This is a genomic window from Nesterenkonia sandarakina (assembly GCF_003003175.1).
Lineage (GTDB): Bacteria > Actinomycetota > Actinomycetes > Actinomycetales > Micrococcaceae > Nesterenkonia > Nesterenkonia sandarakina_A.
Genome location: NZ_PVTY01000005.1, coordinates 43,230 through 58,500 on the forward strand (window position 1 = coordinate 43,230; position 15,271 = coordinate 58,500).

Below are 15,271 nucleotides of genomic sequence, written 5' to 3' on the forward strand. Positions count from 1 at the left end.
CAAGCTCGCGGAGCGTGCCGCCGTCGTTCTCAGCCGTGCTGATCTGGACTCGCGCGGTGCGTGAGACGGCACCTCGTAGCGGTCCCGCGGGCTCATCCACCCGCACCATCGCACAGGAGACCCTATGCCGCGCATCATCGTCGAGGTCATGCCCAAGCCAGAGATTCTCGACCCCCAGGGCAAGGCCATCGCCTCCGCGCTGCCCCACCTGGGCTTCACCGATTTCTCCGCAGTCCGCCAGGGCAAGCGCTTCGAGCTCACCGTCGAGGGTGAGGTCACCGAGCAGGTCCTGGCCAGCGCCCGCACCGCGGCGGCCGAGATGCTCTCGAATCCGGTGATCGAAGACGTCATCAGCGTGCGCGTCGATGATGAGGGCGCTGCATGAGCACTGAGACTCCCCTGATCGGGGACTTCCGCGCGGCTCCCGCCGCGAACCCGCTCGGCGGCGCCCGCATCGGCGTCGTCACCTTCCCGGGCACCCTGGATGACCGCGACGCCGCGCGCGCCGTCCGCCTCGGCGGCGGCACCGCCGTGCCGCTCTGGCACGCCGATGAGTCGCTGCAGAACGTCGACGCCATCGTGCTCCCCGGCGGCTTCTCCTATGGGGACTACCTGCGCGCCGGAGCGATCGCCCGCTTCGCCCCGATGATGAACAAGATCATCGACGCCGCCACCGCCAGCTCCGGCACCCGGCTCCCGGTGCTGGGCATCTGCAACGGATTCCAGATGCTCACCGAATCCCACCTGCTGCCCGGCTCGATGGTGAAGAACGATCACCTGAAGTTCCTCTGCCGCGACCAGGTGCTGCGCGTGGAGAACACCTCCACCGCATGGACCTCCCAGTTCACCGCGGACGAGCTCATCGCCGTCCCGCTGAAGAACCAGGACGGCCAGTACCTGGCTGACCCGGCGACTCTCGAGGCCCTGGAGGCCGAGGGCCGCGTGGTGTTCCGCTACGTGGGCGAGAACCCGAACGGCTCACGCAACGGCATCGCCGGCGTGACCAACGAGACGGGCAACGTGGTGGGCCTGATGCCGCACCCCGAGCACGCCGTGGAAGCCGGCTACGGTCCCGATGACGCCACCGGGATGCGCAGCGGCACCGACGGACTGACCATCTTCACCTCCGTGATCGCATCTCTTGCCGGAGGTGCCCAGTGAGCGAGCCGACTGTGACTGACAAAGAATTCAACATCGACACCGTGGAGCACGCCTCCACCACCCCGGACACCGACCTTCCCTGGGCGGCGCTCGGGCTGAAGTCCGATGAATATGACCGGATCGTCACGATCCTGGGTCGACGGCCCACCGCTGCCGAGCTGGCCATGTACTCCGTGATGTGGTCCGAGCACTGCTCGTACAAGTCCTCCAAGGTCCACCTGCGCCAGTTCGGCGAGAAGGTCACCGAGGAGATGAAGAAGGACCTGATGGTCGGCATCGGCGAGAACGCCGGCGTCACCAACCTCGGCGACGGCTGGGCCGTCACGTTCAAGATCGAGTCCCACAACCACCCCAGCTTCGTGGAGCCCTACCAGGGCGCCGCCACCGGCGTCGGCGGGATCGTGCGCGACATCATCTCCATGGGCGCCCGCCCGGTGGCGGTGATGGACCCGCTGCGCTTCGGCGACATCGACCACCCTGACACGTTGCGGGTGCTGCCCGGCGTGGTCTCCGGCATCGGCGGCTACGGCAACTCCCTGGGCCTGCCGAACATCGGCGGCGAGGTCGTCTTCGACTCCGTCTACCAGGACAACCCGCTGGTCAACGCGCTGGCAGTCGGCGTGATGCGCCACGAGGACATCCGCCTGGCCAACGCCTCCGGCGTGGGCAACAAGGTGGTGCTCTTCGGCGCGCGCACCGGCGGCGACGGGATCGGCGGCGCCTCGGTGCTGGCCTCGGAGTCCTTCGACGACTCCAAGCCCTCCAAGCGTCCCGCCGTGCAGGTCGGTGACCCCTTCGCCGAGAAGGTGCTCATCGAGTGCTGCCTCGAGCTCTTCCATGCCGAGCTCGTCGAGGGCATCCAGGACCTCGGTGCCGCCGGCATCTCCTGCGCCACCTCGGAGCTGGCCTCCAACGGCGAGGGCGGCATGCACGTGGAGCTGACCAACGTGCTGCTGCGCGACCCCTCGCTGACCCCGGGCGAGATCCTGATGTCGGAGTCCCAGGAACGCATGATGGCCGTGGTCACCCCCGCCAACGCCGCGGAGTTCGAACGGGTCATGGCCAAGTGGGAGGTCGAATACTCCTGGCTCGGCGAGGTCACCGACACCGGCCGGCTGATCATCGAGTGGGACGGCGAGACCATCGTCGACGTCGACCCGCGCACCGTCGCCCATGACGGCCCGGTCTACGAGCGCCCCTACCACCGTCCCTCCTGGCAGGACTCGCTGCAGGCCGACACCTTCCGCTCCTCGAGCGCGGGGCAGGACCTGCCGCAGACCGCGCAGGAGCTCGGCGGCGCCGTGGTGGACCTGATGACCAGCCCGAACATGGCCGACGTCTCCTGGATCACCGACCAGTTCGACCGTTTCGTCGGCGGCAACACCGCCCTGTCCCAGCCCGACGACGCCGGCGTGATCCGGGTCGATGAGGAGACCGGGCTCGGCGTCGCGCTCTCCACCGACGCCAACGCCCGCTACGCCTATCTGGACCCCTACACCGGGGCGCAGCTGGCACTGGCCGAGTCCTACCGCAACGTGGCCACCTCCGGCGCGATCCCGATGGCAGTCTCGGACTGCCTGAACTTCGGCTCCCCGGAGGACCCGGAGGTCATGTGGCAGTTCGCCGAGGCCGTCCGCGGTCTCGCCGACGGCTGCCAGGAGCTTGGCGTCCCGGTCACCGGCGGCAACGTCTCGCTGTACAACCAGACCGCAGGCCGGGCCATCCACCCCACCCCGGTGGTGGGCGTGCTCGGCAAGTTCGACGACGTCGGACGCCGCACCCCCTCGGGCTTCGAGCGCTGGGCCGACGGCCAGGCGATCTACCTGCTGGGCACCACAGCTGATGAGCTCGACGGCTCCGAGTTCGCCCGCGGCCGGGACCACCTGGGCGGACTGCCGCCGAAGGTGGACCTGCAGGCTGAGAAGATGCTCGGTGAGATCCTGATCAACGCCTCCCGCGACGGCATGATCGACGCCGCCCACGACCTCTCCGAGGGCGGGCTCGCCGCCGGACTGGCCGAGATGGGGCTGCGCTTCGGCGTGGGTGCCCGAGTCGCCGTGGACGGGATCTGCGAGCGCGACGGCGTGGATCCGTTCACCGCGCTGTTCAGCGAATCCCAGGCCCGCGCCCTGGTCGCGCTGCCCCGGTCCGAGGAGCTGCGCTTCACCGACATGACCTCGGCGCGAGGCTTCGCGGCGCTGCGCATCGGCGTCGTCGATGCCAGCTCCGGCGATCTCGAGGTGGCCGGCCCCTACGAGGGCGGCAGCTTCACGCTGGGCCTCGATGAGCTGCGCGAGGCCTGGAGCGCGGTCATCCCCTCGCGCTTCGGAACCCTGGGCGAGGCCACCGAAGCGGTCCGGCAGGAGAAGTAGCTCCAGCTCCGCGCTGCTCAGCCCCGGGGTGACTTTCGGCACCCCGGGGCTGACCTGGAGCGACCTCGCCTAGGATGGCTTGCAGATCCAAGGAGAGGAACACCATGCAGGACATCCCGCGCGCACTGATCATCGAGGACGACGACGACATCCGTCGGCTCCTGGAGATGGTGCTGACCCAGGCCGGATTCGCCGTGGACGCCGTGCCCAACGGCGAGGAGGGCGTCGCCCGGGCCGCCGCGTCGCCCTACGCGCTGCTCAGCGTGGACGTCGGCCTGCCCGACATCGACGGGCTCGAGGTCGTCCGCCGCGTGCGTCCAAGCTTCACCGGGCGCATCGTGATGGTCAGTGCCCGCTCAGCCGAGTCGGATCAGTCCTCCGGGCATGCGGCCGGGGCCGATCTGTACATCACCAAGCCGTTCCGGCCTCGCGAGCTGAAGCAGAAGTTCCTCGACCTGGTCGCCGCCGACGCCTCCTGACCGGGCTCGAGACCGACGGCGCTGGCCTGCACCGGCCTTCACCGACCTGCACTGGCCTCCAGACACTTACACCGGCCCACCCAGACCTACACAGTGACGAACCGGCCCCGGATCTCTTCCACGGTCTGCTCCCCCACCGCGGAGATCATCGGCAGATCCCGACGCAGCGCCGAGTAGTCCACGGCGTCCAGGTGCACCCCGAGGTCGCGTGCCGTCTGGGCCAGCCGTTCGGCACCGAGCATCTCGGAGGCGACCCGGATGCTGGCCAGCGCGTCGACGGTGGCCGTGTGATCCTCGGCGGCCGCGGCCAGCCGCAGGTTCGCCCAGCGTCGGGGCCAGATGAGACCGAAGGTGTTGACCAGCTCCCGGGCGAAGTCCTCCGCCCCGTCGAGCTCCTCGGCGAGACTGGTGATGATCTCGGCGTCGAGCAGCGGCAGGGCCAGCAGCTCCTCGCGCAGAGCCGACAGAGGAAGCAGCCTCGTGCCGTCGGCGTTTCGCGCCGTCTTGGCCCAGGCGGTCCGTCCTGAGACGATTCGTGCCATCGCTCGCGGGTAGTAGATGTAGGTCAGGTAGACGTAGAAGAGGTAGCTCAGCCCGTAGAAGATGCTGCTGAGCAGACTGATGTCCTCCCGGCACAGGTACTTATAGAGGATCCCCCAGAGGAAGTACGGGAGGATGAGGAACACCGCGGCCAGCAGGGCGATCCACTGCACCGAGCTCCCGGACGCGAATCCCACACGGCCCTCGGTGAGCGCCAGGACGAACAGAATCGGTCCGAGCAGCAGATTCGCCATGAGCAGCCAGGGCTGGCCCATGAAGTAATGGATCTCCGCCCAGCCGGATCCGCGCAGATGGCCGCTGCGCCGCAAGGACGGAAGCAGCTCGGCGCATTCCATGTTCCCCTGCGCCCACCGGGTGCGCTGGGTGAGCAGACGCCGGGTGAAGGGCAGGGCCTCCTGGGAGACATGCGCCTCGGGGATGTAGTGCGTGCGGTGCCCGCGCGTCATGATGTTCAGTCCAAGCTCATAGTCCTCGCTGAGCTTCTTGCCCCAGGGCTGGCCATAGTCGGCGTCCAGGTCGTCGAGCACCGAGAGCCTGGTGAACTGACCGTTCCCACCCATGCCCACCGTGCCGGTCTTCACCCGGAGCATCTGCATCGCAGAATTCGAGGTCCGAAACTCGATGTCTTGCATGCGGATCAGCGTCCGCCCCAGGAGGTTCTTGAATCCGCCCGACAGCGGCCGGGGAAGCCGGTCCCCCCGGTTCTTCATCCACACCTCGAGCTGCACGGCACCGACGGTGTCCTCGCCGAAGGCGTCGGGGCCGGCCAGGAGATCGAGTGCGTTTCCGGACAGGAAGCCATCTGCATCGAGGACTCCGATCACGGTCCGGTGACGCTGCCTCGGGTCCTCACTCGTCGCCTCTGCGATGACCCGGTAGGCGGCGTTGAGCGCGTGGCCCTTTCCAGTCCTGGCGTTTGGGCGCCGTCGGGAGATGAGGTGGACCTTGTCGTCGAAGTCCTGCAGGTTCCGCACGATCGAGGCGGTGGCGTCCTCACTGTCGTCGTCGATGACCCACACATGCAGTCCGGGAAACGTGGTGCGTGCGGCCGAGACGGTCTCCGCGATCACACTCTCCTCATCGCGGCAGGGGATCATCACATGCCAGCTCAGCGTTTCGGAGTTGCCCGAGCGATTCGCGCGGCGGGCCAGATAGGTGTGCACGAGCAGACTGATGTAGGTCAGCGCCAGAGAGGAGATCAGGGTCACGACGACGAGACCGGCGTCGCGCAGCGGATGCTCCCCGAAGTCACCGAACGCCCCCGAGAAGCAGAAGACGAGGGCGGCCAACGCTCCGTAGAGCGCACTGAAGACGAAGATCAGCGGTGAGACTCGAAGGCGGCGCGGTCGGGTAGAGACGTTTCTGGGCCCGGTGTTCATGGTCTTCCTTCAGATCCGAGCCTGCAGCGCACGCCTGGTGGACTCGTCATGCAGGGTGAAGGTGAAGCGAGTGCCCTTCCCCGGGACTGAGCGTACGGTGATGGTTCCGCCATGGGCCTCGATGATCGACTGCGACAGCGCGAGGCCCAGCCCGGCTCCGGCGGTGGCGGAGACCCGCGCAGAGGGTGCGCGGTAGAAGGGGGTGAACACCTGGCTCGCCTCGTACTGCGTCATTCCTGGACCGTCGTCGGTGACATGCACCGTGAGACCCTGGCCGCAGGCGGGCGCGGCCGCGCTGACGGTGACGCTGCCGCCGGGCTGGGTGTACTTCAAGGCGTTGCCGACCAGGTTGTCCAGCACCTGGGAGATCCGCAGATGATCCGTGAGGATTTCAGCGCCGGGCTCCAGCTGCAGCGCCAGGGTGATCTCTCGGCGCTCCGCCATCGGCTGGAACCCGGTGACGCAGTGGGTGATGAGCTCTTGGACGCTGACCGGCTCGAGGGTGAGCGTCAGTCTCCCGACGGCGGCCTGCTGCTCGAGCAGCAGGTCCTCCACGAGTTTGCTCAGCTTGTCAGCGTTGCGCCGGATCACTCCGAGGTGCTCCAGGGCATCCTCGCGAGCGTCCATGGCGGGCAGCTCCTGGAGGGAATCCTCGGCGAAGTCGGTGAAGCCTACGATCGAGGTCAGCGGCGTGCGCATCTCATGGGAGACGGTGGCGATGATCTCGTGCTGGGCGCGCAGCAGGTTGTACTCCTCGGTGACGTCCCGGAAGATCAGGAAGGCGGCGTCCCGGCTGCCGTCCTCCGCCATCACCGATCGCGCGGTCACCGAGATGACGCGCTGTTCCGGTCCGGGATGTCCCACCAGGACCTGGACGTTGTCGAACTCCTCCCCCCGGTTCGCGCGCGCCGCCGGACGGTTCTGCGCCGGGATGGAGGTGCCGTCGGTGTGGAAGGCGAGGTGACCGGCCTCGGTGCGGTCCGTGTTGGTCTCCGGGGAAGCCAGGGCATGGATCTCACGCTGGGCCCGATTCGTCATCAGATCATTGCCGTGGGCATCCATCACCAGCACCCCGACGTTGAGGTTCTCCAAGACCCCGCGCAGCAGCCGATCGGTGCGTTCGAGCTGGGTCCGTGCGCTGCGCTCGCTCTCCAGGGCACGCTCGGCCTGGGTGGTGCTGGCCTCGAGATGCTGCAGGATGCCGATCACGGCGAAGGACATCAGCGCCAGGGCCACCGGCAGCACGGTGTAGCGGGAGAAGGAGGCCACGCTCATCGACTCCGGCAGCAGGACCAACGACGGAATCGTGATGGTCAGGATCACCATGAGCACCGCGACGCCGGCACCCTTGTTGCGAAAGCGCACCACCAGCCACAGTGAGGGCACCAGGCTCAGCGTGGAGATGACCGCGCCGTCGGGGTAGGTGGCGAGCCGGCAGATGCCGCACGCCACCAGGCTGGTGACCGGCACCAGCCACTCGAGGCCTCGGGACAGGCCCTGCCGTGGGGAGAGGACTACCGCCGTCGTCGTGGCGAGCATCAGACCGAGCCCCAGCGCGACTCCTGGAATCGACGCATTCTCCGGGTCGTCGATGGTCAGCGCCACCACCGGAGCGGCCAGGACCGCCAAGAAGGTGAGCTGCTGGACGAGGGCAAAAGACTTGCCGCTGGAGTGGTAGAGCAGCGCCCCCACAAAGGTCCCGATACGCGTCATAATCTCACCACCTTAGCGGTGGTCAGGTCGTCGATGACGCGTGGACCTGGAGCGACACGAATAAACTCGGCACTTCGCCGGACAGTTCGCGTCGAGAGCTCCCTCGCACAGCACGAGGGGAGGTTCCGCACCCAGCGGTGCGCCGCGGCTCAGATCCCCAGCGAGGACTGCACCTTGGCCAGCGCTCGTGCGGAGTCGCGCAGCGCCTGGGCCTCGTTCTCCGCGAACGGCGTGGTCGTCACCGGCTGCACGCCGCCGGCGGAGACGACCGTCGGGATGGACAGCGCCACCCCGTGGATGTCGAGGAATCCGTCGAGCACGCTGCTCACCGGGAGGATGGCATGTTCGTCACCCAGCACCGCCTCCACGATCCTCGCCGCCGAGAGACCGATCGCGTAGTTCGTCGCTCCCTTGCCGGCGATGACCTTGTACGCCGCGTTGCGCACGTCCTCGGAGAGGGTCTCCAGCTCCTCGGCGTCGAAGACGCGCAGTCCGTTGCGCTGCCACTCCAGCAGCGGGGTCACCCCGATGCTGGCGGCGGACCAGAGCGGGAACTCGGTGTCCCCGTGCTCCCCCACGATGTGGGCGTGCACACTCGACTGCGCCACCCCGGCCCGCTGAGCCAGCTTCCAACGCAGCCGCGCGGTGTCCAGCACGGTGCCGGAGGAGAACACCCGGCTGCTGGGCAGCCCGGTGATCTGCTGCGCGGCCACGGTCAGCACGTCGCAGGGATTGGTCACCAGCACGAAGACCGCATCCGGGGCGCGTTCGAGCAGCTTGGGGAGCATGCTGCGCAGGATGTCCACGTTGGTGCCGGCCAGGTCGAGTCGGGTCTGTCCGGGGTGCTGCTTGGCACCGGCGGTGATGACGACGACGTCGGCGCCCTCCACGTGTTTCAGGTCCGCGCCGCCGTCGATGTCGGAGGCGCCGGTGAACTGGCTGCCGTGGGCGAGGTCCAGGACCTCGGCCTCAACCCTGGCGGCATCGATGTCGTAGAGGCGCACATGCCGGGCGGAGCCGCGGATCATCGCCGCGTACGCGGTGGCCGTGCCGACGCTGCCGGCTCCGACGATGGCCAGGGTGGAGTTCTCGATGGCGCTCATGCGTTCAGCCTGTCACAGCTCGCCGAACTGGAACAGGGGTTCTTCGAAGAACCCCGGGCGACCTTCGGGGGTCAGTGCCAGCAGAGGCAGAACGGGTGTCCTGCGGGGTCGGCGTAGACGTTGAACCGCTGCTCGCCGGTGGCCATCTGCAGCACCTCAGCGCCCAGCTCCACGGCCTCGGTGTGCGCGGACGCGATGTCCTCGACGTCGAGGTCGAGGTGGGTCTGCTGCGGGCGGCCCTCCGGCCACTGCGGCGGCTGGTGCTCCGGGGCCAGCTGCACGGCGATCGGCGCCGAGCCGTCGACGACGACCGTGTGCCAGTCCTCCCGGGCGCTCACCTCCCCGCCCAGCATCTTGGCCCAGAAGCCGCTCTCAGCATCGATGTCTGCGGCGTCAAAGACGACGGTCTGCGCTGTGATCTTCATGCGCCCAAGTCTGCGCCGGGCCGGATGCCCGGTCAAGGGCGGGTCCGGACCGGGTCAGAACGGGTTGAGCAGCCGGTGCACGAAGGCTCGGGTGCGCTCCTGCTTCGGTGCGCGCAGCACCTCCTGCGCGGGGCCCTGCTCCACGACCACTCCGCCGTCCATGAAGACGACCGTGTCGGCGACCTCTCGGGCGAAGGCGAGCTCGTGGGTCACCAGGACCATGGTCCAGCCTTCCTCGGCGAGCTCCTTGATCACGGTGAGCACGTCACCGACCAGCTCCGGATCCAGGGCGGAGGTGGGCTCGTCGAAGAGCAGCAGCGAGGGCTGCTGCGCCAGCGCACGGACGATCCCCACCCGCTGCTGCTGGCCGCCGGAGAGCTGGTGCGGGTAGTCGTCGCGCTTCTCGGCGAGACCGACCCGCTCGAGCAGCCGTTCGGCCTCGGCGATGGCCTCGGCCTTGGGGCGCTTCTGGACCTGGATCGGGCCCTCGGTGACGTTCTGCAGCACGGTCTTGTGCGGAAAGAGGTTGTAGCCCTGGAAGACCATCGCCGAGCGGGTGCGCAGCGACTCCTTCTGCCGGCGCGTGGTCTTCTCGGAGAAGGTCACGGCCGGGCCGGCGGAGAAGTCCACGGTGCCGGCGTCGGGGCGTTCCAGTCCGTTGAGGCAGCGCAGCACGGTGGTCTTGCCGGAGCCGGAGGGTCCCACCAGTGCGAGCACCTGACCGGCCTGCACGTTCAGGTCGATGGAGCGCAGCACCTCGTTGTCTCCGAAGGACTTGTTCAGTCCGGAGACGCGCAGCAGCGGGTCATTCTGGGCGGGGTCGGTGCGTGTGGGGTCAGTGGGCGACATAGCGATCCAATCTGCGCTCCAGCCGGTCCTGCACGGTGGAGAGCACGAGGCAGAAGACCCAGTAGATCACGGCGGCCTCCACATAGATCAGCATGAACTCCTGGCTGAAGGCGGCGATCTGCTGGGCCTCGCGGAACATCTCGGTGACCAGGATGGTCGAGGCCAGCGAGGTGTCCTTGACCAGAGAGATGAAGGTGTTCGACAGCGGCGGCACCGAGACCCGGGCGGCCTGCGGCAGGATCAGCCGGCGCAGCGCCTGGTTCCGGGACATCCCGATGGTGTAGCCGGCCTCCCACTGGCCCTTGGGCACGGAGAGGATGGCGGCGCGGATGACCTCGGCGGCGTAGCCGCCGACGTTCATCGAGAAGGCGATGATCGCGCTGGGCCAGGGGTCGATGGTGAGACCCATGGAGGGCAGTCCGTAGAAGATCACGAAGAGCTGCACCAGCAGCGGCGTGCCGCGGATCGCGGAGATATACGCCCGCGCGATGCCGGAGAGCACCCGGCTGCCGCCGATCCGCATCAGCGCCAGCACCAGGGCGAGCGCGAGCCCGAGCGTGAAGCTGGCCAGGGTCAGCGGGATGGTCCCGGTCAGGCCGCCGCGGAGCAGCGGCCAGAACGAGTCGATCGCCAGCTGCCAGTCGATGTCCGGCATCTCCATCAGAACCGACCCGCTCCCGCGCCCACCGAGTCAGACGTCATCACGCCGGGCATCATCTCGTCGGGCATCATCGCGTCGCTGCTCATCCGGTGACGTCGGCGCCGAAGTACTTCTCGGAGATCTCGGTGAGCGTGCCGTCCTCGGCCAGGGTGGCCAGCGCCTCATCCACGGCCTCGACCAGGGACTCGCTGCCCTGCCGGAAGGTCAGCGCCGACTGGGACTGCTCCTCGGTCTCGGCGGCGATCTTGATGTTCTCGTTGCCCACGGTCTCCTGGTAGTCCAGGTAGGTGAGCTTGTCGTTGATGGTGGCGTCCACCCGGCCCTGCTCGAGCAGGGCGACCGCCTGGGCCCAGCCCTCCACGGCTTCGACCTCGGCACCGGACTCCCGGGCCAGCTCGTTCCAGTTCGAGGTCAGCGACTGTGCGGTGGTGGCGCCCTCGAGGTCTTCGAAGCTGGAGATCTCGTCGTTCTCGGCCAGAGTCACGATCACGCCGTTGGACACGGTGTAGGGCGCCGAGAACAGGTAGCTCTGCTCACGTTCCTCGGTGATGGAGACCTGGTTGGCGATCACGTCGAAGCGCGCTGAGTCGAGACCGGCGAACATCGCGTCCCACTGGGTCTCCTCGAACTCCGGCTCCACGCCGAGCTCCTCGGCCACCGCGGTGACGATCTCCACGTCGTAGCCGGTCAGCTCGCCGGCGCCGCCCTCGTGGAAGCTGAACGGACGGTAGGTGCCCTCGGTGCCGATGGTGAGCACCCCGGCCTCCTGGACCTCTTCCAGGGTCAGGCCCGAGGTCGACTCCTCTGCGGGGGCGTCCTCGCCCTGCGTCTCGTCGCCTCCGCCGCAGGAGGCCAGCGTCAGGGCCGCGACGGTGGAGATGGCGAGAGTGGAGAGCAGGCGAGCGGTCATAGGTGATGCCCCTAGGGTGGAGCGCCGGGAGATGCCGGCGCGTAATGGTCAAGTCATGGACAGGCACAGAACGGTACCATTCGCCCAGCGCGAGTCAGAGCGCTCTGTTACGCCGGACGTCGCGAGTCCCGGTTAGCCTGGAAAGATGCGTATCTGGAGCCTGGACCCTGTCTATCTTGACCGGCAAGGGCTCCTCGCCTGCTGGCGGGAGACCCTTCTGGCCCAGGCGGTGCTGCTGGGGCGGACCAAGGGCTATACCAACCACCCGCAGCTGGTGCGATTCCGCGCCGAGCCCGACCCGCTCATGGCCCTCGGCGCCTACCTTCAGGGCGTGCTGGCCGAGGCGACCGAGCGCGGCTACCGCTTCGATGCGAGCAAGATCTCCCGCACCGGGGAGCCGGACCTGATGCCGGTGACCACGTCTCAGCTGCTCCTGGAATGGGAACATCTGACCGCCAAGCTGATCCTGCGCTCCCCCGAGCAGGCGCAGCAGAACCAGCAGACCCTGCGGGAGTCGGCCGAGATCCCCGCCGCGCACACGATGATGCGGGTGGTGCCGGGCGATGTCGAACCCTGGGAGCGCGCTGAACCGGTCCGACCCCGAGCCTGAGCCCGGTGCTGGACCGGCCCAGCGGTTCAGCTGTCCAGCGGTTCTGCCGCTGAGCCTCAGAACGCCGGCATCAGCGTCTCGTCGTGCTCCTCGATGAGGAACTCGCGGACCTCGTCGCTGGTCATCGCGCGTTCCAGGGCCTCGATCTTCTCGGAGTCGAGGTCGCCCTCGCGAGCCACCAGCGAGATCGCGAAGCGCTCATCGATGTTCTCCTCCACGGCGATCGCGTCCTCCGGCGTCAGTCCCAGGCTGGAGATGTAGGTGGGGTAGTTGAAGACCGCCGCGATGCCGTCCTCCTCGTAGGCCGAGGTCAGGTTCAGCAGGTCGACCTGGACCCACTCGAGGTCCTTCGGGTTCTCCTCGACGTCATCGAGGGTGCCTTCGAAGCCGACGCCCTCGGCGAGGGTGATCAGACCCTGATCAGCCAGGATCGCCAGCGCGCGGCCCTCATTGGACTCGTCGTTGGGCAGCGCGATCGCAGCGCCGTCGGGGATCTCCTCCAGCGAGTCGTAGTCCCGGGAGTAGAAGCCGACCCGGGCGTTGTAGATCGGATGCACGACGGCGAGCTCGGCGTCGTGCTCAGCGTTGTAGGCCTGCATATAGGGCTCGTGCTGGGCGAAGTTCGCGTCCACCTCCTCGTCGGCGAGCAGGCGGTTGTACTGGACGTTGTCGCTGACTTCGACGAGCTCGATGGTGTAGCCATCCTCCTCGGCGACCTCGGCGGCGGCTTCGACCACGTCGGTCATCGGCGTGGTGTGCGAGGCGACCTGGATCAGCGTGTCGTCACCTTCGGCGCCTCCCTGCTCCGAGGAGCAGGCGGCGGTGGCGAAGAGGGCGAGGACGACGGCGGCCCCGCTGAGTGCGCGGACGGGACGGTTCTGCAGTTCGGCAGTCAAGATGCTCCTCGTTCAGGGTGGACGGACCCGTCTCGGGCCCGTATATGTCAACGGCGTCGGCGCACAGGTTATGCCTGGGCGTGACCCCTCAGCGGGACCGGTGGTCGATCGCCATCGAGAGGCGGGTCCCGAAGGTCTGGATCAGCATCACCAGCACCACGATCACCGCAATGGTCACGTACATGATGTCGTACTCATAGCGCTGGTAGCCGTAGCGGATGGCGAAGTCACCGACTCCGCCGCCGCCCACGACGCCCATGATGGTGGAGTAGGAGATCATCGAGATCGTCACCGTGGTCATGGAGAGCACGAGCCCGGAGCGAGCCTCCGGATAGAGGAACCGGGTGACCAGCTGGAACGTGTTGGCGCCCAGGGAGTCGGCGAGCTCCACGGTGTCCCGGGGGACGTCGACCAGGGTCTGCTCCACCCAGCGGGCGTAGAGCGCGACGGCCACGAAGGACAGCGGCACCGCGGCCGCGGTGGTCCCGAAGGAGGTGCCCACCGCCCAGCGGGTGAAGGGGATCAGCGCCACCACGAAGAGCAGGAACGGCACCGAGCGGACCACGTTGACGAAGCCGTTGAGCCCGGCGTAGAGCCAGCCCCGCTCCTGCGGCCCGCCGCGGCGGGCCAGGTACATCCCGGTGCCCATGGGCAGCCCGACCAGCACCGCCGCGAGCAGGGACCAGCCGAGCATCGCCCCGGTCTCCACGATCGAGGTGATGATCTCACCGCGGTATTCGCCCAGGCGCTGGGCCAGCTCGTTCACTCCTGGCCCCCCTCGAGGTACTTGCGGGCCCGCTCGGAGTAGCTGTCGAACTTCTCGCGCGCCTGAAGCTGCGCGATCTCAGCGATCCCGGTGAGCCGGCCGGACTCCAGGATCGCGGCGCGGTCGCAGGCGCCGCGGATGACCTCGAGCTCGTGGCTGACCAGCAGGATGGAGGTCCCCATCTCTTCGCGCACGCGCAGCAGGGTGGCCATCACCTCGTCGGTGTGCTGGCTGTCCAGCGAGGAGGTGGGCTCGTCGCAGAGCAGGATGTCGGGTTCGTTGACCAGCGCACGGGCGATCGCCACCCGCTGCTTCTCCCCGCCGCTGAGCTGGGCGGGGTGCTTGGAGGCGTGGGCGCCCATGTTCACGAAGTCGAGCATCTCGCGGGCTCGGTCCGCGGTGCCCGAGGCCGGCGCGTCGGAGCCCCCGACCCGGGTGCAGAAGCCGCCGCGGCGCTGGTGCAGGCTCAGCGGCAGTCCGACGTTCGCCACGACCGTCTTGTTCGCGAGCAGGTTGAACTGCTGGAAGACCATCCCGATGCGGCGCCGCTGGGCCCGCCGGGCAGCCGGGCGCAGCGACGCCAGGTTGACCCCGTTGACCGTGACGGCGCCGTAGCTGGGCATCTCCAGGGCGTTGACCATCCGCAGCAGGGTGGACTTGCCCGACCCGGACTCCCCCACCACGCCGAAGATCTCAGACTCCCCGATGCTGAGGCTGACCTCCTGCAGGGCGTCCACGGAGCCGGCGCGACCCGCGCCGCGCCGGGTGTAGCTCTTGGTGACCCGATCGAACTCGATCATCGGTGACGCAGGACCAATGGCACCGATCAGCTCAGGCCGTAGGCGATGAGCGACTGGGACCAGTCCTCGATGCCGGGCCAGTCACGGTAGTCGGCGTTCTCGGGCGCCTTGGCCACCTTGAGCTGCAGCTTCTCGAAGAAGCTGAGCTTCTCGGCGTCGATGGCGCCGCGGAAATAGGCGACCTCGCGGTGCGGGTAGCTGCGCAGCGTCTCTGCCAGCTCAGGCGCCAGGCTGGGGCCGCCTCCGGAGGCGAAGAGGAACAGCGGCTTGCCGCCGAGCTCGGTGCGGTGCGCATCGAGGAACATCATGGCCGGTCCCCACAGCTTCTGCCGGTAGACCGGGATGCCGAGCACCACGTTGTCGGTCTCGTAGAGCCACTTGCCGGCCTCGGAGACCTCTTTGACATGCGCGGAGACGCCGCGGCTCTTCAGCGTGGCGGCGATATGCTCACCGATCTCCGCGGTGGACCCGTGCTTGCTCGCAACAACGACCATCGTGGTCATGGTTCATCCGCCCTCTCGCAGAAACTGTGATTCTCCCCTGAGCCTATCAACGCAGGTCGCGGCGCGGGAGCGCCCCTGTCATC

16 protein-coding genes are annotated in these 15,271 nt (G+C 68.2%); 5 read left to right on the top strand and 11 right to left on the bottom strand.

Features of this window, described 5'->3' with window-relative positions; translation table 11 throughout:
* Positions 1 to 124 precede the first annotated feature (124 nt).
* The 4 genes from purS to BCL67_RS05190 all read left to right on the top strand — a co-directional run bounded on the left by purS (position 125) and on the right by BCL67_RS05190 (position 4,012).
* Positions 125 to 385 (top strand): phosphoribosylformylglycinamidine synthase subunit PurS, encoded by a 261-nt coding sequence (purS, locus tag BCL67_RS05175; protein ID WP_106122396.1) that lies wholly within the window; start codon positions 125 to 127, stop codon positions 383 to 385.
* The gene (purQ, locus tag BCL67_RS05180) at positions 382 to 1,161 is read left to right on the top strand and encodes a phosphoribosylformylglycinamidine synthase subunit PurQ (RefSeq protein ID WP_106122397.1); all 780 of its coding nucleotides are present in this window, start codon (positions 382 to 384) and stop codon (positions 1,159 to 1,161) included. Before purS ends, purQ begins: the two co-directional genes overlap by 4 nt.
* 11 nt (positions 1,162 to 1,172) lie before the next feature.
* Positions 1,173 to 3,533, top strand: coding sequence for a phosphoribosylformylglycinamidine synthase subunit PurL (gene purL / locus BCL67_RS05185; protein WP_106122537.1), 2,361 nt, complete (start codon positions 1,173 to 1,175; stop codon positions 3,531 to 3,533).
* Positions 3,534 to 3,637: 104 nt separating this feature from the next.
* Positions 3,638 to 4,012 (top strand): response regulator transcription factor, encoded by a 375-nt coding sequence (locus BCL67_RS05190; RefSeq protein WP_181255893.1) that lies wholly within the window; start codon positions 3,638 to 3,640, stop codon positions 4,010 to 4,012.
* Positions 4,013 to 4,098: 86 nt separating this feature from the next.
* Here the strand turns inward: BCL67_RS05190 and BCL67_RS05195 are convergent, their stop codons facing one another.
* From BCL67_RS05195 to BCL67_RS05225, 7 genes are all read right to left on the bottom strand, one after another.
* Positions 4,099 to 5,952, bottom strand: coding sequence for a glycosyltransferase family 2 protein (locus BCL67_RS05195; RefSeq protein WP_106122398.1), 1,854 nt, complete (start codon positions 5,950 to 5,952; stop codon positions 4,099 to 4,101).
* A 9-nt stretch (positions 5,953 to 5,961) separates the two neighbouring features.
* Positions 5,962 to 7,665 carry a sensor histidine kinase gene (locus tag BCL67_RS05200; protein ID WP_106122399.1) on the bottom strand — a complete coding sequence of 568 codons (1,704 nt, stop codon included), beginning with the start codon at positions 7,663 to 7,665 and terminating at the stop codon, positions 5,962 to 5,964.
* Positions 7,666 to 7,814: 149 nt separating this feature from the next.
* Positions 7,815 to 8,768 (bottom strand): L-lactate dehydrogenase, encoded by a 954-nt coding sequence (locus BCL67_RS05205; RefSeq protein WP_106122400.1) that lies wholly within the window; start codon positions 8,766 to 8,768, stop codon positions 7,815 to 7,817.
* A 71-nt stretch (positions 8,769 to 8,839) separates the two neighbouring features.
* Positions 8,840 to 9,193, bottom strand: a complete 354-nt coding sequence (locus BCL67_RS05210) for a VOC family protein (protein ID WP_106122401.1) — start codon at positions 9,191 to 9,193, stop codon at positions 8,840 to 8,842.
* 54 nt (positions 9,194 to 9,247) lie between these two features.
* Complete coding sequence (locus BCL67_RS05215) at positions 9,248 to 10,042, bottom strand: amino acid ABC transporter ATP-binding protein (protein WP_106122402.1); 795 nt, start codon at positions 10,040 to 10,042, stop codon at positions 9,248 to 9,250.
* On the bottom strand, positions 10,029 to 10,703 hold the full coding sequence (locus BCL67_RS05220; protein WP_374955626.1) for an amino acid ABC transporter permease: 675 nt from the start codon (positions 10,701 to 10,703) through the stop codon (positions 10,029 to 10,031). Before BCL67_RS05220 ends, BCL67_RS05215 begins: the two co-directional genes overlap by 14 nt.
* Positions 10,704 to 10,785: 82 nt before the next feature.
* Entirely contained in the window at positions 10,786 to 11,613 is an 828-nt protein-coding gene (locus BCL67_RS05225; RefSeq protein ID WP_106122403.1) for an amino acid ABC transporter substrate-binding protein, read from the bottom strand.
* 145 nt (positions 11,614 to 11,758) lie between these two features.
* On the opposite strand from BCL67_RS05225, the gene BCL67_RS05230 reads away from it, so the two are divergent.
* Positions 11,759 to 12,223 carry a pyrimidine dimer DNA glycosylase/endonuclease V gene (locus BCL67_RS05230; protein ID WP_106122404.1) on the top strand — a complete coding sequence of 155 codons (465 nt, stop codon included), beginning with the start codon at positions 11,759 to 11,761 and terminating at the stop codon, positions 12,221 to 12,223.
* A 56-nt stretch (positions 12,224 to 12,279) separates the two neighbouring features.
* Here the strand turns inward: BCL67_RS05230 and BCL67_RS05235 are convergent, their stop codons facing one another.
* The 4 genes from BCL67_RS05235 to BCL67_RS05250 all read right to left on the bottom strand — a co-directional run bounded on the left by BCL67_RS05235 (position 12,280) and on the right by BCL67_RS05250 (position 15,188).
* Positions 12,280 to 13,119: a MetQ/NlpA family ABC transporter substrate-binding protein gene (locus BCL67_RS05235; protein WP_258174775.1), complete on the bottom strand. Its 840-nt coding sequence runs from the start codon at positions 13,117 to 13,119 to the stop codon at positions 12,280 to 12,282.
* An 88-nt stretch (positions 13,120 to 13,207) separates the two neighbouring features.
* Positions 13,208 to 13,885 (bottom strand): methionine ABC transporter permease, encoded by a 678-nt coding sequence (locus BCL67_RS05240; RefSeq protein WP_258174776.1) that lies wholly within the window; start codon positions 13,883 to 13,885, stop codon positions 13,208 to 13,210.
* Positions 13,882 to 14,685 (bottom strand): ATP-binding cassette domain-containing protein, encoded by an 804-nt coding sequence (locus tag BCL67_RS05245; protein ID WP_106122405.1) that lies wholly within the window; start codon positions 14,683 to 14,685, stop codon positions 13,882 to 13,884. Before BCL67_RS05245 ends, BCL67_RS05240 begins: the two co-directional genes overlap by 4 nt.
* Before the next feature lie 26 nt (positions 14,686 to 14,711).
* Positions 14,712 to 15,188: a flavodoxin domain-containing protein gene (locus BCL67_RS05250; protein ID WP_106122406.1), complete on the bottom strand. Its 477-nt coding sequence runs from the start codon at positions 15,186 to 15,188 to the stop codon at positions 14,712 to 14,714.
* Positions 15,189 to 15,271: the final 83 nt, after the last annotated feature.